The sequence below is a fragment of the Pseudomonas monachiensis genome (genome assembly GCF_047345015.1).
Classification (GTDB): Bacteria; Pseudomonadota; Gammaproteobacteria; order Pseudomonadales; family Pseudomonadaceae; genus Aquipseudomonas; species Aquipseudomonas monachiensis.
In genome coordinates, this window is record NZ_CP178857.1 from 5,331,387 (window position 1) to 5,357,544 (window position 26,158).

A 26,158-nucleotide genomic window follows, 5' to 3' on the forward strand; every position below is an offset into this window, starting at 1 on the left:
TTGGGAGAGTGAGACGGATGGCCGGGTGTAAAGCCTGGCAGCAGCAGAAAGATCAGGACGCCGCCCGGGCCTATCACTCGCCATAAGTCGTTTTCAGACATCCGGTGAAACCAAATGCCTGCGACCATGGCCCAAACCCTATACCGGGAGAATTCCATGAGCCGTGCCTTCGTCAATGAAGATAACGCCGCCGCGCAAGCCGATCAGCCAGTCGAACGGCAGGTCAGCGCGCAGCCCAATTACGTCACGCCGCAAGGCCTGGACCTGTTGCAGGGAAAAGTCACCGAACTGCAAACCCTGCACGCCGAACAATCGGCCAAAGGCGAGCAGGCCGACAAGCAGCGCCTGGCGGATCTCGAACGTGATTTGCGTTACTTCAAGCAGCGCCTGGGCAGCGCTCAGGTGGTACCCGCCGCGACTTCGACCGAGAAAGTGCAGATCGGCAGCTGGGTGACCTACGCCGATGAACACGCCACCGAACGCCGGGTACAACTGGTGGGCGAAGATCAGGCCGATGCCGCCCACGACCTGATCAATTGGGGTTCACCGTTGGGACGGGCACTGCTCGGCGCACGACTCAACGATGAAGTGCTGTGGCAGCGCCCTGCCGGGGATCAATTGATTGAGGTGATCCGTATCGAACCGGCTTAGACCACACCTTGGGCGAGCATGGCATCGGCGACTTTGACGAAGCCGGCGATGTTCGCGCCCTTGACGTAGTTGACCCGGCCGTTCTCCTCACCGTAATTCACGCAAGCGTGGTGAATCGACTGCATGATCGCGTGCAGCTTGCTGTCCACTTCGCCACCGGTCCATGCCAGGCGCATGGCGTTCTGCGACATTTCCAGCCCGCTCACCGCCACACCACCGGCGTTGGACGCCTTGCCCGGCGCGAACAGAATGTCGGCCTCGATGAACAGATCCACCGCCTCAAGGGTGGTCGGCATGTTCGCGCCTTCGGCCACGCAGATGCAGCCGTTGCGCAGCAAGGTGCGAGCGGCGTCGGCATCCAGTTCGTTTTGCGTCGCGCACGGCAGTGCGATGTCGCAGCTCAGGCCCCATGGCAGTTCACCGGCGCGAAATTCCAGGCCAAAACGGCTGGCCAGCTCACGGATGCGCCCGCGCTGTACGTTTTTCAGCTCCAGCACCGCCAGCCATTGCTCCTCGGTCAGGCCGCTTTCGCAATACAGCGTGCCTTCGGAGTCGGACAGCGAAATCACTTTGCCGCCCAGGTCCATGACCTTGCGCGCCGCGTATTGCGCGACGTTGCCGGAGCCGGAGATCGCTACGCGTTTACCCTCCACGGCCAGACCGCGACGCTTGAGCATTTCTTCGGCGAAGTACACGCAACCGAAACCGGTGGCTTCCGGGCGAATCAGGCTACCGCCGTAGCTTGGGCCTTTGCCGGTCAGCACGCTGGTGAACTGGTTGCTCAGGCGCTTGTACTGGCCGAACAGGAAACCGATTTCCCGCGCACCGACACCGATGTCCCCGGCCGGCACGTCAACGTCAGCACCGATGTGGCGGTACAACTCGCTCATGAAGGCCTGGCAGAAGCGCATGACTTCCGCGTCGCTCTTACCCTTCGGATCGAAGTCCGACCCGCCCTTGCCGCCGCCCATGGGCAATGAAGTCAGGGAGTTTTTGAAGGTCTGCTCGAAGGCGAGGAACTTCAGGACGCCCATGTTCACCGACGGGTGGAAACGCAGGCCACCCTTGTACGGGCCGATTGCGCTGTTCATCTGGATGCGGAAACCACGATTGACCTGGACCTTGCCCTGATCGTCGACCCACGACACGCGAAACACCACCGCACGCTCCGGCTCGCAGATGCGCTCCAGGATGCCGGAGGTCAGGTAATGCGGATTGGCTTCAAGAAACGGCCACAGGGTACGCAGGACTTCTTCGACAGCCTGGTGAAACTCGGGTTGATCCGGGTCGCGTTTTTTCAGGCGCGCAAGGAAGGATTCGACGGATTCGATCATGAAAAAGTCTCGGCAAATTTGTTGTCGTTGGAGGAGATTGGGCCGGACTGTAACAAACGAATCGCGCACAGGAACAGCGCAAAATGTCGCACTTATGAAATTAAATGGTGCACAGGATATAAATAAGTCCGCTTTTTGGACTCATTCTGCACCTGAATAGGGATTCACCATTCGAGCAATGCACCATCAGGAACACCGCCTTCGCGAGCAAGCCCGCTCCCACAGGGATCTTCTTCTGAATTGAGATTTGTGCCTTTCACAAAACCCTGTGGGAGCGGGCTTGCTCGCGAATGGCGCGGCTCGGTGTCATTGAAAAAACACAGGCAAAAAAAACGGAGCCCGAAGGCTCCGCTCTTTATGCAACCAACCTGAAATCAGGCCAGCTTCTTGTGGCGTACACGATGCGGCTGGGCAGCCGCTTCGCCGAGACGCTTTTTACGGTCGGCTTCGTACTCGGTGTAGTTGCCTTCGAAGAACACCGCTTGCGAGTCGTCTTCGTACGCCAGGATGTGAGTCGCGACGCGGTCAAGGAACCACCGGTCGTGGGAGATCACAATGGCGGCGCCCGGGAAGTCCAGCAGGGCCTCTTCCAGGGAACGCAGGGTTTCAACGTCGAGGTCGTTGGACGGTTCGTCGAGCAGCAGGACGTTGCCGCCCTCCTTCAGGGTCAGGGCCAGGTGCAAGCGACCGCGCTCACCACCGGACAGGTCCTTGACGAACTTCTGCTGATCGCCGCCCTTGAAGTTGAAGCGACCGACGTAGGTACGCGACGGGATCTCGTAGTTGCCGATGCGGATCTGGTCGGAACCGTCGGAGATCTGCTGGAACACGGTCTTGCTGCCGTCCAGGTCTTCGCGGCTCTGGTCAACGCAAGCCAACTGCACGGTTTCACCGACTTCGATGCTGCCAGAATCCGGCGTTTCCTTGCCCATCAGCATGCGGAACAGGGTCGATTTACCGGCACCGTTACCGCCGATCACGCCGACGATGGCGCCTTTAGGCATGGAGAACGACAGGTTGTCGATCAGCACGCGGTCGCCATAGCCCTTGGTGACGTTCTTGAATTCGATGACCTTGTCGCCCAGGCGCGGACCGGCCGGGATATAGATCTCGTTGGTTTCGCTGCGCTTCTGGAATTCCTGCGACTGCATTTCTTCGAAGCGTTGCAGACGAGCCTTGGATTTGGACTGACGGGCCTTGGCGCCTTTGCGCACCCACTCCAGTTCTTCCTTCATGGCTTTTTCGTGGGCCGACTGCTGCTTGGATTCGGCAGCCAGACGATCGGACTTGGCTTCCAGCCAACCCGAATAGTTGCCCTCGTAAGGAATGCCCGCGCCGCGGTCGAGTTCCAGGATCCAGCCGGCAACGTTGTCCAGGAAGTAACGGTCGTGCGTGATCGCGACCACGGTGCCCGGGAAGTCGTGCAGGAAGTGCTCAAGCCACGCAACGGAATCGGCGTCCAGGTGGTTGGTCGGTTCGTCGAGCAGCAGCATGTCCGGAGCGGACAGCAGCAGGCGGCACAGGGCCACACGACGCTTTTCACCACCGGACAGAACTTCGACCTTGGCATCCCAGGCTGGCAGACGCAGCGCATCGGCGGCGACTTCCAGTTGACGCTCAAGGTTGTGACCATCGCCGGCTTGCAGGATAGCTTCGAGCTTGGCCTGTTCAGCCGCCAGCTTGTCGAAGTCGGCATCCGGTTCGGCGTACGCGGCGTAGACCTCGTCCAGACGTGCCTGAGCGTTCTTGATGACGCTGACCGCTTCCTCAACCACTTCACGCACGGTTTTGGTCGGGTCCAGAATCGGTTCCTGTGGCAGGTAGCCGATGTTCAGCTCTGGCATCGGACGGGCTTCGCCTTCGAACTCGGTGTCGACGCCGGCCATGATTTTCAGCAGCGTGGACTTACCCGAACCGTTGAGGCCAAGTACGCCGATCTTGGCGCCAGGGAAGAACGACAGAGAAATGTTTTTCAGGATTTCCCGCTTCGGCGGAACAACTTTGCCCAGCCGATGCATGGTGAATACGTATTGAGCCATGGAGAACCTAGGGTCAGTGACTGATGAATGATTGGAGCGCAGGCAATGCCCGGCCAGACCGTGCGCGTCGTCCGTAAGAGGCGACGCTGAAAAAGTCTGAGTCTAGGAGCTGGAACGCTCCCGCGTAACCGGCAAAGCTACCTTAATGACAGATGGCAGTCCAGCCGACGGACAGGGGCTGGCACTTCGCCACAACTCAAGGCATGCTAGCCGCCCTTCGGGCGTCCGGCTTATAGTGCACGTCGCGCCAGTCCAGCCAAACCGCAGGATTACAGCTTGTCCATTGTCCCTCCGCCTCTGACTTCCAGTGCGCCGGCCACAGCGCCCGGCTCCCCCCTGCGCGGGACCTTGAAGGGCACCTTGGCGACACTCGTATTATTGCTGTTGGCCCTGCTGTTCTGGCAGTTGCTCGACCAGTTGCGGGAAACCCAGAAGAACCAGCGCCAGTACACCATCGACTACACCGCCGATCTGGCCGCGCAGGTCAGCCTGAACATGGCGCTCAATGCGCAGATCGCCCTCAACCTGCTGCCGATCGTCGAGCAACCGCAGGACGCCGATGAATTGCAGGCCCTGTTGCGCAAACTGCAACAATCGCTGCCTGATCTGCGCAGCCTGGCGTTGCTCAGCCCCTCGGGAAGAGTCATCAGTGACAGCGCTCCCGACAGCGATGACAGCGACTACCTGGGTGAACTGGTACGCCGCAGCCACGCACAGGCGCACTATTTCAGCAATGCCACCGACGGTTCCGTGGTGCACTTACTGTTGCACCAGGCCAGCGGCAGTTCCCGAGGCTATTGGGTCTTGCGCCTGACACCCACCTTCTTTTCGTCCCTGACCAAACAAGGCGAGGCCGGCGGCCGCCCGTTGTGGCTGGTGGAGAACCGCATCAATCATCAGATCATCAGCCGCGACGAAGCGCTGCCCTCGGTCAATCCGGGAACGTTGACCGCGGACGATGTCGCCAACAGCGTGCTGACCGTCCCGCTGAGCAGCAGCGATTGGCAACTGCGCGGTCTGTTTGACCGTCAGCGCGTACTGGAAGAGCTGCTGCCGGCGTTCATCGGCAAATGCCTGCTGGGCCTGGCGTTTTCCATGCTGCCGTTCCTCGCCTTGCTGAACATGCGCCGGCGTCAGCGCCAGTTGAATGAAGGCCGCCGGCGTTACCAGGACATTTTCGAAGGCACCGGCGTGGCCTTGTGCGTCCTCGACATGTCCGGGCTCAAGGTCTTTTTCGACAAGGCGCAACTGCAGGGCAGCGAGCAACTGCAAGCGTGGCTGGCGATCCCGGAGCAACGACGGCCATTGCTCAAGGAACTGCGGATCACCGAGGTCAACCAGGTTGCGCTGCAACTGCTTAATGTCGATAGCGCCGACAAAGCCTGGAAACTGCTGATCGACGGAAACCCACAGGACGGCACCGCCATCGGCAACCAGGTGCTCGACGCGATGCTCAACCGGCAGCAACAGCTTGAACTGGAAATCAAGCTCCAGGACGCCAGCGGCCGCGACCAGCACCTGTGGCTGGTGCTGCGCCTGCCGCAAACCCAGGACGACTATAAAGCGGTGATCCTGAGCATCACCGACATCACCAGCCGCAAGCTCATCGAACTGTCGCTGCAGGAGCGCGAAGGGTTCTGGTCGGACGTGGTGCGCACCGTGCCGGATCACCTGTATGTGCAGGATGTGATCAGCCAGCGGATGATCTACAGCAACCACCATCTGGGCCAGACCCTGGGTTACAACCGCACCGAACTGCACCAGATGGGCGAATACTTCTGGGAAATCCTCCTGCATCCCGAAGACGCCGACTATTACCACCGCTCCCGCCAGATCCAGCGCCAGGCCGGTTATCGCCAGTTGATGCAGTGCCAATTGCGCTTCCGCCATCGGGACGGCCAGTGGCGACGCTTCGAGATTCGCGAGCAGGCGCTGGCGCGGGACAAGGAAGACCAGGTCACGCGGATCATCGGCGTGGCCAAGGACATCACCGACCAGATCGAAGCCAGCGAATCCCTGCGCGACAGCGAGCAGCGCTACAGGATGCTCGCCGAAAGCATCAGTGACGTGATCTTCTCCACCGACAGCCGCCTTAACCTCAATTACGTCAGCCCCTCGGTGCAAGCGGTGCTGGGTTACGGCGTCGAGTGGATTTTCCAGAACGGCTGGCAATCGACCATCGCCAACCCGCAACAACTGACCGGCATCTACCACCTGATGGACCGGGTCAGCAAAGCGCTGGATCAGCCGGACCAACTGGCGCTGTTGCGCAGCCAGGTGCAAACCCAACTGTTCCTGTTCGATTGCCTGCGGGCCGACGGGCGCAAGATCCCGATCGAACTGCGCCTGGTATTGGTCTGGGACGAACACGGCACCTTCGAAGGCGTGCTCGGCGTCGGCCGCGACATCAGCCAGCAACGCCGGGCCGAAAAAGACCTGCGCATGGCGGCCACGGTATTCGAACACTCGACCTCGGCGATCCTGATCACCGACCCGGCCGGCTACATCGTCCAGGCCAACGAAGCCTTCAGTCGTGTCAGCGGTTACGCCGTGGAGCAGGTCCTCGACCAGCTGCCGAACATGCTGACGGTCGACGACCAGCAGGAAGCCCATCTGCGTTACGTGCTCAAGCAATTGGGCCAGCACAGTACCTGGGAGGGCGAAGTCTGGCTCAAGCGCCGTAATGGCGAGCATTACCCGGCCTGGGTCGGGATCACCGCCGTGCTCGACGATGAAGGCGACCTGGCCAGCTATGTGTGTTTCTTCAGCGACATCAGCGAGCGCAAGGCCAGCGAGCAGCGGATTCACCGCCTCGCCTACTACGACGCCCTGACCCACCTGCCCAACCGTTCGCTGTTCCAGGATCGCCTGCACACGGCACTGCAATCGGCCGAGCGGCAGAAGTCGTGGGTGGTGCTGATGTTCCTCGACCTCGACCGTTTCAAGCCGATCAACGACTCCCTGGGCCACGCCGCCGGCGACCGCATGCTCAAGGAAATGGCCACGCGCCTGCTCGGTTGCGTCGCCGATGACGACACCGTGGCGCGTATGGGCGGTGACGAATTCACTTTGCTCCTGCAACCGCGAGCCAACCGTGAAATCGCCCTGAACCGGGCGATCCATGTGGCCGAACAGATTCTCGCCAGCCTGGTGAAACCCTTCGTGCTCGAAGGCCGCGAGTTCTTCGTCACGGCCAGTATCGGCATCGCCCTGAGTCCACAGGACGGCAACGAACTCAGCCAGTTGATGAAGAACGCCGACACCGCGATGTACCACGCCAAGGAGCGTGGCAAGAACAACTTCCAGTTCTATCAGGCGGACATGAACGCCAGTGCACTGGAACGTCTGGAGCTGGAAAGCGACTTGCGCCATGCCCTGGAACAGAACGAATTCGTGCTGTATTACCAGCCGCAGTTCAGCGGTGACGGCAAGCGCCTGACCGGTGCCGAGGCGCTGTTGCGCTGGCGTCATCCACGCCGCGGGCTGGTGCCGCCGGGGGATTTCATTCCTGTGCTCGAAGAGCTCGGGCTGGTGGTGGATGTCGGCGACTGGGTGATCAGCGAAGCCTGCCGCCAACTCAAGGCCTGGCATCAGGCCAGGGTGCGGGTGCCGAAGGTGTCGGTGAACATCTCGGCGCGGCAGTTCTCCGACGGCCAACTCGGTACGCGAATCGCCACCATCCTCAAGGAAACCGGCCTGCCACCGGCGTGCCTGGAACTGGAGCTGACCGAAAGTATCCTGATGCGTGAAGTCAGCGAGGCGATGCAGATCCTCGACGGCCTGAAAAACCTCGGCCTGAGCATTGCGGTCGACGATTTCGGTACCGGTTACTCATCGCTCAACTACCTCAAGCAATTCCCGATCGATGTTCTGAAGATCGACCGCACCTTTGTCGATGGCCTGCCCAGCGGCGAGCAGGATGCACAGATTGCCCGGGCAATCATTGCCATGGCCCACAGCCTGAACCTGGCGGTGATCGCCGAAGGCGTGGAAACCCAAGAGCAGCTGGATTTCCTGAGGGAGCACGGTTGCGACGAGGTACAGGGTTATCTGTTCGGTCGACCGATGCCGGCCAATCGGTTCGAGGCCCAATACAGTAACGATGCATTGTTCATGTTTGATTGACCACTGCCGTCTCAACGTGCCTTGAACACCGTACTCATCTCATGCACTCGTACAGGCTGGTCAGGTTCTTCGACACGCGCAGCCAGCGCAGGCACCGTCGTACCTTGTGCCACCATCGGCTCGCTGCTGAAGTTCACGGTGATGCGCGTTCCATCGGCAAAGCTTGATTGCTGGAGCGCGCGATCTGTCGACAACACCTTGAAATCCACCATCGCCACGTTGAACAGCCGCTCGTGCAGCGGGCGGAAGATTCGGTCATAGGCCGCGATCACCGGCAGATCGCGATCGAGCACTTCATCGGCCAGGTGATAAAGCGGTGGCACCATGTACAACAGCTGCAGGAGCGCCGTCGCCTCCCACTCATTGCTGAATTTCAATGAGCCGTACTCCCAGTGATGGGTTGTCACGACGCTGTCATGCAAGGCGATCTGATAAAGCGGCAGGCGAAACCATGGCGAGCGCACATAACGGGCGATCGAAGACTTGAGCGGTACAGGCTTGAAGTAAAGACTGGGCGTTTCGTCGGGCCAGTAACGGCCCCGATAGTACGGCGAGCGTGAATCCTTCATGTCAGGATCCATCCAGGCGAAGGGCTGCGTCGTCATGCCCTGGGCAAACGCGAACTGTGGGGCGTACCAGGACAACCCGCCTTCCGTCCCGGTCACCAGGCCAAATGCCCGGGCAGGATAAGCCAGCCTCTGGCGCACGCTCTGACTGTCCTGCGACTCACTGGTCTCGCGCCCGGGCGTATGGTCCTCACGCGGTGGGCCGGCGCCATCCACATCCAGGAAATAGCTGTTGAGCCCAGCGTTTTGTGCAATCGCATCGATGCGTTTTCGAGCATAGTCATGGGCGGCACGAGCGCTGACATACACCCCCCGTCCGGCAAAACCGGTGGCGGGTTGGCCGTTTTGATCCCGGTAACCGGCATTCGCCAATTCATCGCCCATCTGCGCGGTAGACCAGGTTGCCGCAAGGTTCGAGGGGTGAGCGCTGCCATAGCTGTCATAGACGCCGACCAGGTAACCCGCCGCCTTGGCCTGTTCAATGGCTTCAGGATGCCAAAGCGCCGTTCGCCACTCACTGACGCCCAGCCAGGCACGGCGCAAACCTGCCGATTGCAGCGCGCTGACCAAGTCGGTCGAGAGACCGCCTCCCCAACCTCGGGCGGGAGCCAACAGCGGACCGAAGGCCTGTTCCATGGCGACGCTCATATCCCGTGCCCACGCCACTTCACCGCCAGGGTCATGCCCGCCCGGCAGCGGTGTCACTTCGGGACGGGCAATCACCTTCAACAGTGCCGCGTTGAGCGCTCGAATCACCTCTCTTTTCAGCCACGGCTCGATATCACCCGGGTTCCTGGCTGCCGCCTTGAACGCCTTCTCGACGGTTTTGCGCTTTTCATCATCAAGCACCTTCCACAGACGGCCCGCCAGTTGCGTGTCATCGCCTCGCTGGCGCCGAAACTGTTCCAGAAACGCTCTCCATTGAACGATGTCCGCGACTTTCAGCGGATCGCTGCCCCACAGATAGATATGAGATGCCCCTCCTAACCGGGCGACTTCGGGCGTCGTAGCGATCTTGTCGTTCAAGGAGACAAACTGGCCGCTTGCTTGCAGCCACTGCCGGTATCCACGCGCCCCGGCCAACGGGTCCTGCGGACCGGGCACAATACGCAGGGTATAAGCGGCATCGGGTGATAAAGAGGAGAAGCGGTGAGTAAAACCAGGTCGTGCCCGATCTTCCCTGCGTTCGACATCAAACGTTGTATCCAGGGGTGTTTCCAACAGCCAGGTCACGGAAAGCCCCTCTCGCAACTCCGTCCAGAACGGCATGGAAAGAATACTCAGCACACTTTCCGGCTCGTAACGACGCACCATCCAGTCAAGCCACCCGGGGTCGTCCGCCGGCACATAACTGCCCTCGCCAAAAGGAAATGCATAAGCCCTGATGGCCCCGGGATCCGCGGTCCGTGGCCAGTTCAACACCGATGGACCTTGCGACCGGACTGACACCCGTAAGGCACCGAACTCGATATTGGCCGCGACCTTGTACCGGGCCGTACCTGCCGCCACTTGCCATTCGTGATCCGACAGCCGCTCGACCCTGCTACCGCTGAACGCCGGGGACGCCAGCGCCAGGCGCTTGCCCTGTGAAGTCGTAAGGGAAATGGCCAGCGTGTCCGGATCGATTGCAAACTGCCCGGCGGGACTGTCCAGCAGCACAGGATCATTGGCCAGGGCGTACGTCGTGCCGGGCACCATGCAAGCCAACAGGATGGCCCATACAAGGGCTATCCGACGAAATGGGCAAGCCTGCGCAGAAACGGGAGTGGTGGGCATCAGATCGGTTACGGGCATCATCCATCGGCCTCCTGTCCAGCGTTCAGGGGCAAGACGCTCGTCAGCTCAAGTCTTTATCCAGGCTTCCAGAACAAGGTGTGCCCCGCAAAAAACAAGGATGCCCAATGCGACTCCGTGCTTCAGGGATAATTTGTGTCCGAATATTCAGCCGCGCACCGTGAATGCCACTTGTCTGCGACATGATGCCGTTTCATATGCCATCTAAAACCCATTGGGTTAGAATGCCCCCCTTTTCCGCCCCCGATCCTTGAGGACCGCCATGTTCAGCCGTGATTTGACTATTGCCAAGTACGACGCCGATCTCTTTGCCGCCATGGAGCAAGAAGCTCAGCGCCAGGAAGAGCACATTGAGCTGATCGCTTCGGAAAACTACACCAGCCCTGCTGTGATGGAAGCCCAAGGCTCGGTACTGACCAACAAGTACGCCGAAGGTTACCCGGGCAAGCGCTACTACGGTGGTTGCGAGTACGTAGACATCGTCGAGCAGCTGGCTATCGACCGCGCCAAAGAGCTGTTCGGCGCCGACTACGCCAACGTTCAGCCGCACGCCGGTTCGCAAGCCAACAGCGCCGTTTACCTGGCCCTGCTGTCGGCCGGCGACACCATCCTGGGCATGAGCCTGGCCCACGGCGGTCACCTGACCCACGGTGCCAGCGTTTCGTCTTCGGGCAAGCTGTACAACGCCATCCAGTACGGCATCGACGCCAACGGCCTGATCGACTACGACGAAGTCGAGCGCCTGGCCGTTGAGCACAAGCCGAAAATGATCGTGGCCGGTTTCTCTGCCTACTCGCAGATCCTCGACTTCCCGCGCTTCCGTGCAATCGCCGACAAAGTAGGTGCCTACCTGTTCGTCGACATGGCCCACGTGGCCGGTCTGGTCGCCGCTGGCGTCTACCCGAACCCGGTTCCATTCGCTGACGTCGTGACCACCACCACCCACAAGACCCTGCGCGGTCCACGTGGTGGCCTGATCCTGGCTCGCGCCAACGCCGATATCGAGAAGAAGCTGAACTCCGCCGTATTCCCGGGCGCTCAGGGTGGTCCTCTGGAGCACGTGATCGCGGCCAAGGCGATCTGTTTCAAGGAAGCGCTGCAGCCTGAGTTCAAGGTTTACCAGCAGCAAGTGGTGAAGAACGCCCAGGCCATGGCCAGCGTGTTCATCGAGCGCGGTTTCGACGTGGTTTCCGGTGGTACTCAGAACCACCTGTTCCTGCTGTCGCTGATCAAGCAGGAAATCTCCGGTAAAGACGCCGATGCCGCGCTGGGCAAAGCGTTCATCACCGTGAACAAGAACTCCGTGCCAAACGATCCACGTTCCCCGTTCGTCACCTCCGGCCTGCGCTTCGGCACCCCGGCTGTGACCACTCGTGGCTTCAAGGAAGCAGAGTGCAAGGAACTGGCCGGCTGGATCTGCGACATCCTGGCTGACCTGAACAACGAAGCGGTGATCGATGCCGTTCGTGAGAAGGTCAAGGCCATCTGCAAGAAGCTGCCGGTGTACGGCGCTTAATCAGCCCGTTAAACCGTAGCTATAAAAACCGGCCAGAGATGGCCGGTTTTTTTTCGCACGTTTTTTATTCAGTCGGGGGGAAAGGCTCTAAACCGGGCTCACTCACCAACTGGTAAGACCGGTCATGCCAATTTTCTAATTTTTACTTGCGAACACCCAAAAATAGCGCCTAGACTGCGCCTGCACTGGACATACCGGTAAGACCACAATAATTAAGTCCTGAATCTGATGTGCTCCGCACACGGCAGCCAGGACACCGACCAGGATTCCTCCCATGCTCAGATGGTGCTCGCGTTCAATCTTCCTCCAAGTGGTTCTCGGACTGGTGCTCGGCATCGTCTGTGGGCTGACCCTTCCCGAATACTCCGCTCAGCTCAAACCGCTCGGTGACGGTTTTATCAAGCTGATCAAAATGCTCATTGGCTTGATTGTGTTTTGCGTAGTGGTCAGCGGCATCAGCGGTGCCGGCGACCTGAAGAAGGTCGGCCGTATCGGCCTAAAATCGGTGATCTACTTTGAAATCCTGACCACCATCGCTCTGGTGATCGGTCTGGTGTTTGCCTTCAGCACCGGTATCGGCAGCGGTGCGAACATTCACCTGGAGCAGCTTTCCGCAGCCGACATGGGCGACATTGCCCAGCGCGGCCAGCACATGCACACCACCACACAGTTCCTGATGGACCTGATTCCGACGTCGGTGATTGGTGCCTTTGCCGATAACAACATCCTGCAAGTCCTCCTGTTCTCTGTGCTGTTCGGCAGTGCGCTGAATCTGGTGGGCGAGGCGGCATCGGGCATTTCGCGGCTGATCAATGAACTCAGCCATGTGATTTTCCGCATCATGGGCATGATCGTGCGCCTGGCGCCGATCGGTGTGTTCGGTGCGATCGCCTTCACCACCAGCAAGTATGGCCTGGACTCGCTGCAACACCTGGGCAGCCTGGTCGGCCTGTTCTACCTGACCTGCGTGGCTTTCGTGACGCTGATTCTCGGCCTGGTGATGCGCCTCTCTGGCTTGAAGATGTGGCCGTTGCTCAAGTACCTGCGCGAAGAACTGCTGATCGTCATGGGCACCGCTTCGTCCGACGCTGTGCTGCCTCAAATCATGCGCAAGCTTGAGCACCTGGGCATCGGCAGTTCGACGGTCGGGCTGGTGATTCCAACGGGTTACTCGTTCAACCTCGACGGTTTCTCGATCTACCTGACCCTGGCCATCGTGTTCATCGCCAATGCCACCGGCACGCCGCTGGCAATGACCGACCTGCTGACGATTCTGTTGGTATCGTTGATCACCTCCAAGGGGGCCCACGGTATTCCGGGCTCGGCGCTGGTGATTCTGGCGGCCACCCTGACAGCCATTCCGGCCATTCCGGTGGTGGGCCTGGTGCTGGTGCTGGCCGTGGACTGGTTCATGGGGATCGGCCGGGCGCTGACCAACCTGATCGGTAACTGCGTGGCGACCGTCGCCATCGCGCGATGGGAAAAGGACATCGATGTGCAGCGGGCGAACAAGGTACTTTCGGGCCAGGCGGGTTATACCTTCCAGCCAAGAAAACCGATTGCACCGGCACATCAGCAGGAATTCTGAATCAACGGTGTGCCGGCCTCGCCTTGGCCGGCACACCTTCACCACTTTTAAATGCTCATGGAGCGAACAGTGATTACCTCGTCGACCGTCGTAACTTCAGTCGTGGAAAAACTACGGGCCGCCTTGGCCCGAGGTCAGTGGCGCTCCGGCGAAATGCTGCCGGGGCAACGTGAACTGGCCGAACAGCTGGGTATCAGCCGCCCGAGCCTGCGTGAAGCCGTCATCGTCCTGGAAACCCTTGGCCTGGTGCGTTCGATGCCGGGCAAAGGCGTGGTGGTGCTCGAAGCCAATCTCGCTGACAACCAGGCGCATGACAGTGCAGTGGCCGCAGCGAGCCTGGAAGACGTGCTGCAACTGCGCTACACGCTCGAGCCGTTCATCGTCGGCCTCGTGGCGCAGTCCATCAGCAGCAAGGAGGTCGGGCAACTGCGCCTGACCCTGATGGACATGCGCGAAGCCCTGGAGGCCAATGACAGTGAAACTGGCGTAAGCGCCTACATCGCGTTCCACGAAGAGCTGTTCACGCTGACGTCGAACCCGATCTTCCAGAGCGTGGTCCAGCAAACCAGCAATGCCCTCAAGCAAAGCGCCGAAGTGTTGCGCAACTCCCCGGAGCATCTGGCTGAACGCCTTGAAGAAAACGAAGCCGTGGTGCGCGCGATCCGCAACAAGAACAGCGCCCAGGCCAGCGCCGAGATGCGCCGGCACATTTTGTGCGAAGGCCAGCGCATGGGCATCGAACTGAACATCCCGGAAGACAACCTCGGCAGTTGAAACCTCTTCGAACTGGAGATTGGCCATGAACAGCTTCGCCTCGCCACAAACGCTCGCCACCCTGCCCGTCCGCCCGTCGGTGGATGATCTGTATTCGCGTGTCCTCGATGCCATTTTCGAACAGCGCATCCATTCGGCCAGTCGCTTTACCGAAGAAAGCCTGGCGCAGATGTTCGGTGCAAGGCGCAGCGACATGCGTGATGTGCTGACGCGGCTGTCCCACCAGCAGATCATCATCCTTCGGGTCAACCATCGTCCCCGCGTCGCCGAGCTTGATGCCGAGCAGACCCGGCAGACACTGCACGCCCGGCGTCTGGCCGAGATCATGCTGGTGCGGCTGGCGTGTCAGCGACCCTGCGCGCAAGACTTGAAGCGCCTGCGGACACTGGTCGATAACGAGCATCAGTGCACCGAGCGTGGCCGGGCGATTCGCTTGTCGGGAGAGTTTCATCTGCAGTTGGCACAAATGGCGGGGAATGCACCGCTAGCGCATTTCCTTGAGAGCCTGGTACCGCTGACTTCCTTGGCGATTGCGCAGTTTGATCTGCAGCAGAAGGAATATTGCGTGGAGCACATGGAGATTCTGGATGCGCTGGAGCGAGGCGATGCCGCGAAGGCCCAAGTCGCGCTCAACCGGCATCTGGATTACCTGGAAGATTTGTTGCTGAGTCCTGCATCGGTACTGGGCCAAAACTGTGCCGCAGGTTAGTCCGCTTTCGGCGGAACGCCGCCCGGAGCAGGCTCGCCCCCACAGGGAACTGCACTTCAAGTGTGGGGCGTGCCTGCTCGCGATGGCGGCTCAGGGCTCACTGCAATTTTTGACGTTACTGCGCAGCCACCCGCGCAAACCCCTCGCGGATCTTTTTTTCCGGCAAGTCATCGGCAATGAACACGATCACGCTTTCGCGCACGTCGTCTTCCGCCCACTCGGTATCCCAGTCAAAACCATAAAGCTTCAGCACCCCCTGAAACACCATGCGACGGGATTCACCAAGAATGTTCAACACGCCTTTGTAGCGCAGCAACTGCTTGCCATGCTCCTCCAGCAGTTCGTTCATGAACTCGCTGAGCTTGTCGATATCCAGCGGTTTTTCAGTGCGCAGCACCAGACTGGAAATGCGGTCGATAGACGGAGCTGCCTGGCTGACCGGGCGCAAACTCACGCCGCCACCGAGGTCGGCGTTGAGGTTGAAACCGCGCACATCTAGCAACTCGGCCAGGTCGATCTTGCCGTGGTCAACCTTGCGGATCGGCGCACGCCGGTTGATGCGGGTCAGGCGTTCGCTCAACGCGGTGAAGGTCGGTTCGTCCACCAGGTCGCGCTTGCTCACCAGCAAGCGGTCGGCGAATCCGACCTGCGCCTGGGCGATAGTCTGGGTCAGGTGCAGGTCTGCATGTGCCGCGTCGACCAGGGTAATGATGCCGTCGAGGATATAGCGCTCACGCAACTCTTCGTCGATGAAAAAGGTTTGCGCCACCGGTGCCGGATCAGCCAGGCCGGTGCATTCGATCACCAGGCGGTCGAAGGCGATGTCGCCCCGGTCCAGACGCTCGAGCAACAGATAAAGCGCTTTAGTCAGGTCGGTGTGGATGGTGCAGCAGACGCAGCCGTTGGACAGCGTCATCACTTGTACCGGCTCATCGCCCAACAACTGGGTATCGATACCGGCATCGCTGAATTCATTCTCGATCACGGCAATTTTCAGACCGTGCTCGGCCTTGAGCAGGTGACGCAACAGGGTAGTCTTGCCGGCGCCGAGGAAGCCGCTGAGGATTGTTACGGGGATGGGAGAGGACAAAATTGATCTCCTGTTTCACAAAACTGATAAACAACACAAAACAAATGTGGGAGCGAGCCTGCTCGCGAAGGGGCCGTCAGCTTCAACAAATAGGCTGACTGGGACACCGCTTTCGCGAGCAGGCTCGCTCCCACAGGTTTTGCTGTTAACCCGCAATCCGGATCAACAGCACTTCGGCCCACCCTTGCCACCGTAACGGGCTTCCTGACGCTCCCGAAAGAACATCTCATAGCTCATCACCGGTTTATCCGGGTGCTTGGTCTGCATATGCTCGACATAGTTGTCGTAGTCGGGCATCCCGACCATCAGGCGCGCGGCCTGTCCGAGGTATTTACCGAGGCGACTCAAGTCATTGAACATGCTGCAATCCTCTGGTTACGCATCCGGCAGCGCCTGGAATGGCGACTCTTTATCCGTACGCTCTTTTTTACCCCAGGCGGCAATACCGACCTTGAGTGCATAGAACAGGATGCTGAACACCACGAACAGGAACAGCGCGGTCAGCGTTGCGTTGGTGTAGGCGTTGAAAATCACGTGCTGCATCTGGGTGATGTCCTTGGCCGGGGCGAGGATCTGGCCGTTGGCCAGGGCATCGCTGTATTTCTTCGCCAGGGCCAGGAAGCCGATCGCCGGGTTGGCATCGAACAGCTTGATGAAGCCCGCTGTCGTGGTGCAGATCAACAGCCATACGGCTGGCAACATGGTGACCCAGACATAACGCTGGCGTTTCATCTTGATCAGCACGACGGTGCCGAGCATCAGCGCGATACCGGCCAGCATCTGGTTGGAGATACCGAACAGTGGCCACAGGGTATTGATGCCACCCAACGGATCGATCACGCCCTGATACAGCAACCAGCCCCACATGGCCACACAACCGGCGGTGGCGATCAGGTTGGCGGTCCAGGATTCCGTGCGCTTGAGCGCCGGAACGAAGGAGCCGAGCAAGTCCTGCAGCATGAAACGCCCGGCACGGGTGCCGGCATCCACGGCAGTCAGGATGAACAGCGCTTCGAACAGGATCGCGAAGTGGTACCAGAACGCCATGGTGTTCTCGCCCGGCAGAACACTGTGCAGGATCTGCGCGATACCGACCGCCAGGGTCGGCGCACCACCGGCACGGGCCAGGATGGTGGTTTCACCAATATCGTGGGCTACGGCTTGCAGGGCTTCCGGGGTAATCGCAAAGCCCCAGTTGCTGACGGCTGTCGCAACGGCCACCACATCACCGCCGACCACGGCCGCCGGGCTGTTCATGGCGAAGTACACGCCAGGCTCGATCACTGAAGCGGCAACCATGGCCATGATCGCCACGAACGATTCCATCAGCATGCCGCCGTAGCCGATGTAGCGGGCGTTGGTTTCGTTATCCAGCAGCTTCGGCGTAGTGCCGGAGGAAATCAGCGCGTGGAAACCGGATACCGCACCACAAGCGATGGTGATGAACAGGAACGGGAACAGACCGCCCTTCCATACCGGGCCAGTGCCGTCGACAAACTGGGTCAGGGCCGGCATTTTCAGCTCGGGCATGGTCACCAGGATGCCGATGGCCAGGGCGACGATGGTGCCGATTTTCAGGAAGGTCGACAGATAGTCACGCGGTGCCAGGATCAGCCACACCGGCAGTACCGCCGCGACAAAACCGTAGCCGATCAGCATCCAGGTGATCTGGATACCGGTAAAGCTGAACGCCTTGGCCCACACCGGATCCGCGGCAATCTGCCCGCCGAGCCAGATCGAACCCAGCAGCAGCAATACGCCGATCACCGAGATCTCACCGATACGACCCGGGCGGATGTAGCGCATGTAGATGCCCATGAACATCGCGATCGGGATGGTCGCCATCACCGTGAAAATCCCCCAAGGGCTTTCGGCCAGGGCTTTGACCACGATCAGTGCCAGCACCGCGAGGATGATGATCATGATCAGGAAGCAGCCGAACAGCGCGATGGTGCCGGGGATGCGGCCCATTTCCTCACGGACCATGTCCCCCAGGGAACGCCCGTTGCGGCGGGTGGACATGAACAGGACCATGAAGTCCTGAACGGCACCGGCCAGCACCACGCCGGCGATCAGCCACAGCGTACCGGGCAGGTAGCCCATCTGCGCCGCCAATACCGGGCCGACCAGAGGTCCCGCGCCAGCGATGGCCGCAAAGTGGTGACCAAAAAGAATGTGCTTGTTGGTTGGAACGTAGTCCAGACCGTCATTATTGAGCACAGCGGGAGTGGCCCGTCGCGCATCGAGTTGCATGACATTGTTAGCGATGAACAGACTGTAGTAGCGGTAGGCGACCAGATAGATGGCCACGGCAGCGACCACAATCCACAAGGCGTTGATTGCCTCGCCTCGGCGCAATGCCACGACACCCAGGGCGCACGCACCTACGATTGCCAGCACCAGCCAAGGCAAATGGCGTAGCGGGCTATTATTATTTTTCATTTTATTATTCCAGCCAGAGTGGACAAGAAAGACAGCCACCCCGAGTTTAGCGCTCCTGACGGCAAAGACCATACCCCGACATTGGTCTAGACACCTGCACGCGCTGGCAGCCTCTGATCATGCGGGTCTATAGTCAGCGTACATTTCCGAGGATCGCACCATGAGCGAGCACCCTGCCGAACGTCGCCGCTTCAAACGTATTGCGTTCGATGCCCGAACCGAGCTGAGCCAGGGTGAGTCAACGTGGCCGGTGAAGTTGATCGACCTGTCGCTCAAGGGCTTGCTGATCGAGCGACCCGATCCCTGGCTGGGCAATCCACAGCAGGATTTCCTGGTCGACATTCATCTGAACGAAGAGGCCGACATCACCATGGATGTGCAACTGGCCCACGACGACCATGGCCAACTCGGCTTTGTCTGCCTGCACATCAGTCTGGAGTCCATCGAACGCCTGCGGCGATTGATCGAGCTCAATCTCGCTGATCCGCAGGAACTGGAGCGAGAACTAGGTGCGCTGATCGAGATCTAGCCATCACCGAAAATCTTTGTGGGAGCGAGCTTGCTCGCGATGGCGGCCGTTCAGTCAATAAAGAGATTGTCTGAATCAATGCTATCGCGAGCAAGCTCGCTCCCACAGGGTTTGTATTCAACCTGCAAGTTATTCGAACAACGCATCCAACGCCTGCTCCAGACGCGTAACAGCAATAATCTGCAACCCAGCCGGCGCCTCCTTCGGCGCATTGCCCTTGGGCACGATGGCCCGCTTGAACCCGTGCTTGGCAGCTTCCTTCAAGCGCTCCTGACCACTCGGCACCGGACGCACCTCACCGGAAAGCCCGACCTCACCGAATACCAGCAGATCGTGGGGCAACGGCCGGTTGCGCAAGCTGGACATCACCGCCGCCATCAACGCCAGGTCGGACGCCGTTTCCAGCACCTTGACTCCGCCGACCACGTTGAGAAACACGTCCTGGTCGTGGGTCGGAATGCCACCGTGGCGGTGCAGCACCGCCAGCAACATTGCCAGCCGGTTCTGATCCAGCCCCAGCGTGACCCGACGGGGGTTGGCCAGGTGGCTGTCGTCCACCAGCGCCTGAACCTCCACCAGCATCGGCCGCGTGCCTTCCCAAGTTGCCATCACCACGCTACCCGGGACTTCTTCCTGGGCACGGGTCAGAAAAATCGCCGAGGGGTTGGAGACTTCTTTCAGGCCCTTGTCGGTCATGCCGAACACACCCAGTTCATTGACCGCACCGAAACGGTTCTTCACTGCCCGCAACAAACGTAGGCGCCCGTCGGACTCGCCTTCGAAATACAGCACGGTGTCGACCATGTGTTCCAGAACCCGAGGGCCAGCCAGCGCGCCTTCCTTGGTGACGTGGCCCACCAGGAAAATCGCCGTGCCGCTCTGTTTGGCGTAACGCACCAGCAACGCCGCGCTTTCACGCACCTGGGATACGCCCCCCGGTGCCGATTGCAGTTGCTCGGTAAAGATCGTCTGGATCGAATCGATCACCATCACCTTGGGCTTTTCCTGACGAGCCATGGCAATGATGGTTTCGATGCAGGTTTCGGTCATGACCCGCAGTTGATCCTGGGGCAACCCCAGGCGCCGCGCACGCATGGCCACTTGCTGCTGGGATTCTTCGCCGGTGACGTACAGCGCCGGCATGCTCTTGGCGAGGTTGCACAAGGTTTGCAACAGAATGGTCGACTTGCCGATGCCGGGGTCGCCACCGATCAGCACCACCGAGCCATCCACCAGACCGCCACCCAGAACCCGGTCGAGCTCGCTGGAAGCGGTGGAGAAGCGCGGAATTTCTTCGACACTGACTTCGGCCAGGGTCTTGATCTGCGCCTGCTGGCCGGTCCACCCGGTACGACCGCTGGGGGCGGCTGCCCCGCCGCTTTCCACCATGGTTTCGGTGAGCGTGTTCCAGGCTCCGCACTCACCGCACTGGCCGGCCCATTTGGGGAAGGTTGAGCCGCACTCGGTGCAGCCGTACATGCGCTTGGCCTTGGCCATCGGAACTCCCGGAAAAAAACGCGATGATAGCTCAGCTGAAGCGCGCGAGTGCGGCCGGATACTTCGCAACCCTTTTGGTGACTTCAAACAGCCCCATTAAACTCAGACAGATTGATACACACTCACTTACAAGCCTTGTATAAGTTTTTTGTTCAATATAACCAACAAACTCTAGAGACAAGCTCTATTGCGCAACTTGAAAACCTATACAAACCTTATTCATTTACACATTTAAAACACAACCTCAAATACACTTACATAATGCGCGGTTATTAACCAAAAAAAATACGCAACTTGCCAACCCCGAAACTAACCAAACAGTCCACATTCCGCCCGCCGACTTCTAACTACCCGATTAACTTAACGTCCCGATCCAGGGATAGTCCCTTGACCCTGGCTCGCTCACACATAGAAGCCATATCGCTGAAAAACGTCGTATGCAAAACACCGCAAAAGGCCTGGCCACCCCACAGTTGAGATCAATCGGTGCGTTTTTCAACATCACCCGCCGTCGATTGCTGCAAGCACGGCAGGCAGTTGATTCGAGCAGAATGCGATTTGCTGATTTACACTGCGCTCATCAATCTCATCTGTAACAAGGAAATAACCTATGGGCGTGCTAAATGAGTTCAAGGCCTTCGCGGTCAAAGGCAACGTGGTCGACATGGCCGTCGGCATCATTATCGGTGCGGCCTTCGGCAAGATCGTTACCTCGTTTGTCGGTGACCTGATCATGCCGCCAATCGGGATGCTGATCGGTGGCGTGGACTTCACTGATCTGGTCGTAACGCTCAAGGCAGCGGACGGCGCGACTCCGGCGGTGGTGCTGGCTTATGGCAAATTCTTCCAGACCATCATCGACTTTGTCATTGTCGCCTTCGCGATCTTCATGGGCGTCAAGGCCATCAACCGCCTGAAGCGCGAAGAGGCCGTGGCCCCTAGCCTGCCGCCGGTTCCAACCAAGGAAGAAGAGTTGCTGGGCGAGATCCGCGACTTGCTCAAGGCCCAGAACAACCGGCCTTGACGGCATTGGCAAAAAAGTACGGCGCCTTCGAGGCGCCGTTTTTTTTACCAGAAATTTTCTACCGCCACCTGGCCGGGGCGCCGGCTGAGGCTCAAGTGCATGTCCCGCTGTTTAAGCAGCTTGCGCGTGTCATCGATCATCTGCGGGTTGCCACACAACATGACCCGAGAATGCTCAGGGGTCAGCGCAACACCCGCCGCGCGCTCCAGTTCGCCGTTTTCAATCAGCGTAGTGATCCGCCCGTTCAATGAACCGGGATGCTGCTCACGAGTGACCGTGGTGATGAATTGCAGTTTGTGTGCGTACTCTGCCAGATAATCACGCTGGGCCAGCCCGGCGATCAGCTCCTGATAAGCCAGTTCCCGGGCTTCGCGAACGCTGTAGACCAGGATGATCCGCTCGAATCGCTCCCAGACTTCGAAGTCCTGGAGTATCGACAGGAACGGCGCGATGCCCGTGCCTGTGGATAACAGCCACAGATCGCGCCCATCGACAAAACGGTCCAGCGTCAGGTAACCGAACGCCTGGCGGTCGACCAGCAATGCATCGCCAACCCCCAGGCGGCTGAGCTCGCTGGTGAACTCACCGCCCGGTACGACAATTGAAAAGAACTCGAGGAACTCGTCATAGGGCGAGGACACCATGGAGTAGGCGCGCCATACCGTGCTGCCGTCAGCCTTGGTGACACCCAATCGGGCAAACTGCCCCGCCCGAAACCGAAACCCTGCGTCCCGGGTGGCACGCAAGGTAAACAGGCTCTGGGTCAGGGGATGAACCTCAAGCAAGGTCTGACGGGTAAATTTTTCTTCACTGACGGACATGGAAGGCTCCAATCGAAGATGCCCCAGTGTCCCGCAAAGAAAGCGGCGTAACCACCGACAATTTGTAGTGACATTAATCCATACCAAAGACTGTTTACCAAATGCGACATACATCAATGATTACAAAATGCCACACGACATCTTATAACGCCTCCATTGTCTAAGAACCTTCAACACACTTTTCCAACAGTCAAAAGAGCAAAATTGTCGGACCATTTCTGTAAGAACTGTCCTACACTCCGTGACGTGCCGCATTTCGGATCCAATACTGCCAACGGACAATACGCACATGGAGAAAATACTATGGAGATTTGGAAGGAGTCACAGCTCAATCATTTGGCGCACACGCAAGAGATCAATACGGCCTATCGAATCGCGCTCAACTTCGTTAGAAACCTTGGATATAAATTTTGTGGATTTTCAGTTACTTCTAACTCAGTCGGAGCCGACGCCAGTACGGTGAACCTGAACAATTTTCCCCATGAGTGGAACGTTCAATATGAAAAAAACAACGTCACGCAAATAGACCCGGTAATAGCGCATTGCAATCACTCAACGCTGCCCGTTCTCTGGAGCGAAGAGCTTTTTTCCAGGACGCCATGGCTATGGCAGTTGCTGCAGCAACAAGGTTTGCAGCATGGCTGGTCCCAGGGGATCCACGATGAGGAAACCGGCCTGCGCAGTATTCTCAGCCTGGCCAGAAGCCACTGCCCGATTTCAGCCTATGAGCTGTACGAGCATCTTGGATTCTCGGTATTCATCAGCCGCCATTTGCACGCACTGGCGCTCGCAATGCACCCGGAAAAACCGGCTCGCCCCCAGGCTCCCCCCTTGTCACGGAGGGAACTCGAAGTATTGAAACTCTCAGCCGATGGCAAGACGGCCTATGAAATTGCCAGGATTCTCAGTTTGAGTGAACGCACCGTCAATTTTCATGTGCACAGGGCTATCGAGAAGTTCGGCGTCAATAACAAGATTGCGGCAGTCATCGCCGCGGCCCGGTCCGGAGCCATCTGAAAGCGCCCGCCCGCGAGAAAACCTGCGGGTAATCCAGGCAAAAAAAACGTACCATTTGCGGTCCTTCCTGAGTGATGGCGTGTAGACCGTCACGACGCAGTTCACTCGGACGGCTCCGCCCGCTCCAACGCCTTCGGGCAGCGGGACATCCGTAGATTACCCAGAGCCCCGCCCCATGCCTTTGCTCGAAACACCCTTCGCCAGCCTCGACCTGATCCGCCAGCCCGAACAGCAGAACGAACCGCTGCAAGCTTTCGATGCGGCCGATGAATACCTGCTCAATCACCTGGCCGAACAGCAGCCGGCGTCGGACACCCGGGTATTGGTGCTCAATGACAGTTTCGGCGCGCTGGCGGCCAGCCTGGCGGGCAAGGTGCGAGTGGTCAGCAGCGGTGATTCGTTCCTGGCCACGCAGGGTCTGGAAAAGAACCTGGTGCGCAACGGCCTGGCCTTTGATGCGGTGCCGAGCATACCCGCCAGCGAAGCCATTGCCGGGCCGTTCGACTGCGTTCTGATCCGTGTACCGAAAACCCTGGCCCTGCTGGAAGAACAACTGATTCGCCTGCAAGGCCAACTGGCACCCGGCGCCCAAGTGGTCGCCGCAGCCATGATCAAGCATCTGCCCCGGGCGGCGGGCGACTTGCTGGAGCGTTACATCGGCCCCGTGCAAGCCTCGTTGGCGGTGAAGAAGGCGCGGTTATTGATTGCCACGGCTCAGGACAAAACGCCAGCAGTGTCGCCTTACCCAACGCGATACAGACTCGATGAACCGGCTATCGAACTGCTCAACCACGCCAATGTGTTTTGCCGCGAAGGCCTGGACATCGGCACCCGGGCATTTTTGCCACACCTGCCGAAAAACCTCGGCTCGGCGCAAGTCGCCGATCTCGGTTGCGGTAACGGCGTCCTGGCCATCGCCAGCGCCCTGCAAAACCCCGAGGCCCACTACACGCTGGTGGACGAGTCATTCATGGCGGTGCAATCGGCGTCCGAGAACTGGCGCGCAGCCTTGGGTGAACGGGAAGTGATCGTGCGCGCCGGCGATGGCCTGGCCGGCCAGGAACCGCAATCGCTCGACGTCGTACTGTGCAATCCACCGTTTCACCAGCAACAGGTGGTGGGCGACTTCCTGGCGTGGCGGATGTTCCAGCAGGCCCGCGAAGCGCTGGTCGTGGGCGGCGCGCTGTACATCGTCGGCAATCGTCACCTGGGCTACCACAGCAAGCTGGCGCGATTGTTCCGGGGGGTCGAGCAAGTGGCGGCCAACCCGAAATTCGTGATCCTCAAGGCACGCAAGTAACAGGCAAAAAAAACCCTCCGGTCGGAGGGTCGTAAATCCGTGCCCTTAGGCCACGGGAGAGATGTCAGTGTGTGGTCAGGCCGGCTGCGTTCATGAACATACGCATCAGGCTGGCGACGATGAACAAGGCGCCCACGCTGCCGACCCAGATAAGGGCCAACCAGCCGAGCCGCTGCCACAGCGGCTTTTTTTCGGCTTCTTCAATGTCGTGCAGGGAATGTTTTGCAGCCATAACGTCAATCCTCTTCAAGATTGATGGCGTCGCATCCGACGCCATCGTCGGAACGCCGCCCGGAGTAAGCTCGCTCCCACAGGTTCGTTGTGCAGCAGACTAGTGATAGCCGTCTTCATGGGTGACCTTGCCGCGGAACACGTAATAGCTCCAGAAGGTGTAGCCCAGGATGAACGGGATGATGAACAGCGTGCCCACCAGCATGAAGCCCTGGCTTTGCGGCGGCGCGGCGGCGTCCCAGATCGAGATCGAAGGCGGGATGATGTTCGGCCACAGGCTGATGCCCAGCCCGCTGTAACCGAGGAAGATCAGCACCAGGGTCAGCAGGAACGGCGTGTAGTGCGCGTTGCGGGCCACGGCGCGGATCAGGCCGTACATTGTCACCAGCACCAGGATTGGCACCGGCATGAACCAGAACAGATTCGGCATGGTGAACCAGCGAGCGGCGATATCCGTGTGGGCCAACGGAGTCCAGATACTGACGATGCCGATCACCGCCAGCAGCACGAAGGCCAATGGTCGTGCCAGGTCATGCATCTGTTCCTGCAATTTGCCTTCGGTCTTCATGATCAGCCAGGTACATCCGAGCAAGGCATACGCCACCACCAGCGCCGCACCACAGAACATCGTGAACGGTGTCAGCCAGTCCAGCGAACCACCGGCGAACTGCCGGTTGACCACCGGCAGCCCATCGATGAACGCGCCAAGCGCAACGCCCTGGAAGAACGTCGCGGTGACCGAACCACCGATGAACGCCTTGTCCCACAGGTGACGCTTGTCGTCCCTGGCCTTGAAGCGGAACTCGAAGGCCACGCCGCGGAAGATCAACCCGATCAACATCAGGATCAGCGGCAGGTACAACGCCGAGAGCACCACTGAATAGGCCAGAGGAAACGCGCCGAACAACGCCGCGCCCCCCAACACCAGCCAGGTCTCGTTGCCGTCCCAGACCGGGGCGACGGTGTTCATCATCACATCGCGATCGGTCTTGCCCGGAATGAACGGGAAGAGAATGCCGATGCCCAGGTCGAAACCGTCCATGACCACGTACATCATGATGCCGAAGATGATGATCACGGCCCAGATCAGCGGAAGATCAATACCCATGAT

The 26,158-nt window shown here is 59.5% G+C and carries 20 protein-coding genes; 10 read left to right on the top strand and 10 right to left on the bottom strand.

Features of this window, described 5'->3' with window-relative positions; genetic code table 11:
• Nucleotides 1-156: 156 nt before the first annotated feature.
• Nucleotides 157-651: a GreA/GreB family elongation factor gene (locus tag ACMDB8_RS23955; protein ID WP_056728721.1), complete on the top strand. Its 495-nt coding sequence runs from the start codon at nt 157-159 to the stop codon at nt 649-651.
• Here ACMDB8_RS23955 and gdhA read toward each other — a convergent pair.
• Both gdhA and ettA read right to left on the bottom strand, forming a co-directional pair.
• Nucleotides 648-1,985 (bottom strand): NADP-specific glutamate dehydrogenase, encoded by a 1,338-nt coding sequence (gdhA, locus tag ACMDB8_RS23960; RefSeq protein ID WP_056728723.1) that lies wholly within the window; start codon nt 1,983-1,985, stop codon nt 648-650. The genes ACMDB8_RS23955 and gdhA overlap by 4 nt on opposite strands.
• 374 nt (nt 1,986-2,359) lie before the next feature.
• Nucleotides 2,360-4,024, bottom strand: a complete 1,665-nt coding sequence (gene ettA, locus ACMDB8_RS23965) for an energy-dependent translational throttle protein EttA (protein WP_223541993.1) — start codon at nt 4,022-4,024, stop codon at nt 2,360-2,362.
• Between the two features lie 276 nt (nt 4,025-4,300).
• Here ettA and ACMDB8_RS23970 point away from each other — a divergent pair, with 276 nt between their 5' ends.
• Complete coding sequence (locus tag ACMDB8_RS23970) at nt 4,301-8,149, top strand: sensor domain-containing protein (RefSeq protein ID WP_223541994.1); 3,849 nt, start codon at nt 4,301-4,303, stop codon at nt 8,147-8,149.
• An 11-nt stretch (nt 8,150-8,160) separates the two neighbouring features.
• On the opposite strand, the gene ACMDB8_RS23975 is transcribed toward ACMDB8_RS23970, so the two are convergent.
• Nucleotides 8,161-10,512, bottom strand: coding sequence for a glycoside hydrolase (locus tag ACMDB8_RS23975; RefSeq protein WP_409078811.1), 2,352 nt, complete (start codon nt 10,510-10,512; stop codon nt 8,161-8,163).
• Nucleotides 10,513-10,771: 259 nt separating this feature from the next.
• On the opposite strand from ACMDB8_RS23975, the gene glyA reads away from it, so the two are divergent.
• The 4 genes from glyA to ACMDB8_RS23995 all read left to right on the top strand — a co-directional run bounded on the left by glyA (nt 10,772) and on the right by ACMDB8_RS23995 (nt 15,096).
• Nucleotides 10,772-12,025, top strand: a complete 1,254-nt coding sequence (glyA, locus tag ACMDB8_RS23980) for a serine hydroxymethyltransferase (protein WP_056728729.1) — start codon at nt 10,772-10,774, stop codon at nt 12,023-12,025.
• A 274-nt stretch (nt 12,026-12,299) separates the two neighbouring features.
• Nucleotides 12,300-13,613 (top strand): C4-dicarboxylate transporter DctA, encoded by a 1,314-nt coding sequence (locus tag ACMDB8_RS23985; RefSeq protein ID WP_056728732.1) that lies wholly within the window; start codon nt 12,300-12,302, stop codon nt 13,611-13,613.
• A 69-nt stretch (nt 13,614-13,682) separates the two neighbouring features.
• Entirely contained in the window at nt 13,683-14,387 is a 705-nt protein-coding gene (locus ACMDB8_RS23990) for a FadR/GntR family transcriptional regulator (protein ID WP_056728734.1), read from the top strand.
• A 25-nt stretch (nt 14,388-14,412) separates the two neighbouring features.
• A complete protein-coding gene (locus ACMDB8_RS23995) occupies nt 14,413-15,096 on the top strand; it encodes a GntR family transcriptional regulator (RefSeq protein ID WP_223541996.1) in 684 nt (227 codons plus the stop codon).
• 115 nt (nt 15,097-15,211) lie between these two features.
• On the opposite strand, the gene yjiA is transcribed toward ACMDB8_RS23995, so the two are convergent.
• The 3 genes from yjiA to ACMDB8_RS24010 all read right to left on the bottom strand — a co-directional run bounded on the left by yjiA (nt 15,212) and on the right by ACMDB8_RS24010 (nt 18,628).
• A complete protein-coding gene (gene yjiA / locus ACMDB8_RS24000; RefSeq protein WP_223541997.1) occupies nt 15,212-16,186 on the bottom strand; it encodes a GTPase in 975 nt (324 codons plus the stop codon).
• 162 nt (nt 16,187-16,348) lie between these two features.
• The gene (locus tag ACMDB8_RS24005) at nt 16,349-16,546 is read right to left on the bottom strand and encodes a YbdD/YjiX family protein (protein ID WP_007895266.1); all 198 of its coding nucleotides are present in this window, start codon (nt 16,544-16,546) and stop codon (nt 16,349-16,351) included.
• A gap of 15 nt (nt 16,547-16,561) precedes the next feature.
• Nucleotides 16,562-18,628, bottom strand: a complete 2,067-nt coding sequence (locus ACMDB8_RS24010) for a carbon starvation CstA family protein (RefSeq protein WP_090451508.1) — start codon at nt 18,626-18,628, stop codon at nt 16,562-16,564.
• Between the two features lie 160 nt (nt 18,629-18,788).
• Here ACMDB8_RS24010 and ACMDB8_RS24015 point away from each other — a divergent pair, with 160 nt between their 5' ends.
• On the top strand, nt 18,789-19,157 hold the full coding sequence (locus ACMDB8_RS24015) for a PilZ domain-containing protein (protein WP_056728739.1): 369 nt from the start codon (nt 18,789-18,791) through the stop codon (nt 19,155-19,157).
• Between the two features lie 129 nt (nt 19,158-19,286).
• Here the strand turns inward: ACMDB8_RS24015 and radA are convergent, their stop codons facing one another.
• Nucleotides 19,287-20,654 (bottom strand): DNA repair protein RadA, encoded by a 1,368-nt coding sequence (radA, locus tag ACMDB8_RS24020; RefSeq protein ID WP_056728741.1) that lies wholly within the window; start codon nt 20,652-20,654, stop codon nt 19,287-19,289.
• A 610-nt stretch (nt 20,655-21,264) separates the two neighbouring features.
• Between radA and mscL the strand changes: the two genes are divergently transcribed.
• Entirely contained in the window at nt 21,265-21,678 is a 414-nt protein-coding gene (gene mscL, locus ACMDB8_RS24025; protein WP_056728743.1) for a large-conductance mechanosensitive channel protein MscL, read from the top strand.
• A 44-nt stretch (nt 21,679-21,722) separates the two neighbouring features.
• Here the strand turns inward: mscL and ACMDB8_RS24030 are convergent, their stop codons facing one another.
• Nucleotides 21,723-22,499 (bottom strand): ferredoxin--NADP reductase, encoded by a 777-nt coding sequence (locus tag ACMDB8_RS24030; protein WP_056728745.1) that lies wholly within the window; start codon nt 22,497-22,499, stop codon nt 21,723-21,725.
• A 303-nt stretch (nt 22,500-22,802) separates the two neighbouring features.
• On the opposite strand from ACMDB8_RS24030, the gene ACMDB8_RS24035 reads away from it, so the two are divergent.
• Both ACMDB8_RS24035 and ACMDB8_RS24040 read left to right on the top strand, forming a co-directional pair.
• Nucleotides 22,803-23,516: a helix-turn-helix transcriptional regulator gene (locus ACMDB8_RS24035; protein ID WP_056728747.1), complete on the top strand. Its 714-nt coding sequence runs from the start codon at nt 22,803-22,805 to the stop codon at nt 23,514-23,516.
• A 175-nt stretch (nt 23,517-23,691) separates the two neighbouring features.
• The gene (locus tag ACMDB8_RS24040; RefSeq protein WP_056728749.1) at nt 23,692-24,816 is read left to right on the top strand and encodes a methyltransferase; all 1,125 of its coding nucleotides are present in this window, start codon (nt 23,692-23,694) and stop codon (nt 24,814-24,816) included.
• A gap of 64 nt (nt 24,817-24,880) precedes the next feature.
• Here ACMDB8_RS24040 and ACMDB8_RS24045 read toward each other — a convergent pair whose 3' ends face one another.
• Both ACMDB8_RS24045 and cydB read right to left on the bottom strand, forming a co-directional pair.
• Nucleotides 24,881-25,048 (bottom strand): DUF2474 domain-containing protein, encoded by a 168-nt coding sequence (locus tag ACMDB8_RS24045; protein ID WP_082563037.1) that lies wholly within the window; start codon nt 25,046-25,048, stop codon nt 24,881-24,883.
• 99 nt (nt 25,049-25,147) lie between these two features.
• The gene (gene cydB / locus ACMDB8_RS24050) at nt 25,148-26,155 is read right to left on the bottom strand and encodes a cytochrome d ubiquinol oxidase subunit II (protein WP_056728750.1); all 1,008 of its coding nucleotides are present in this window, start codon (nt 26,153-26,155) and stop codon (nt 25,148-25,150) included.
• Between the last annotated feature and the right edge of the window lie 3 nt (nt 26,156-26,158).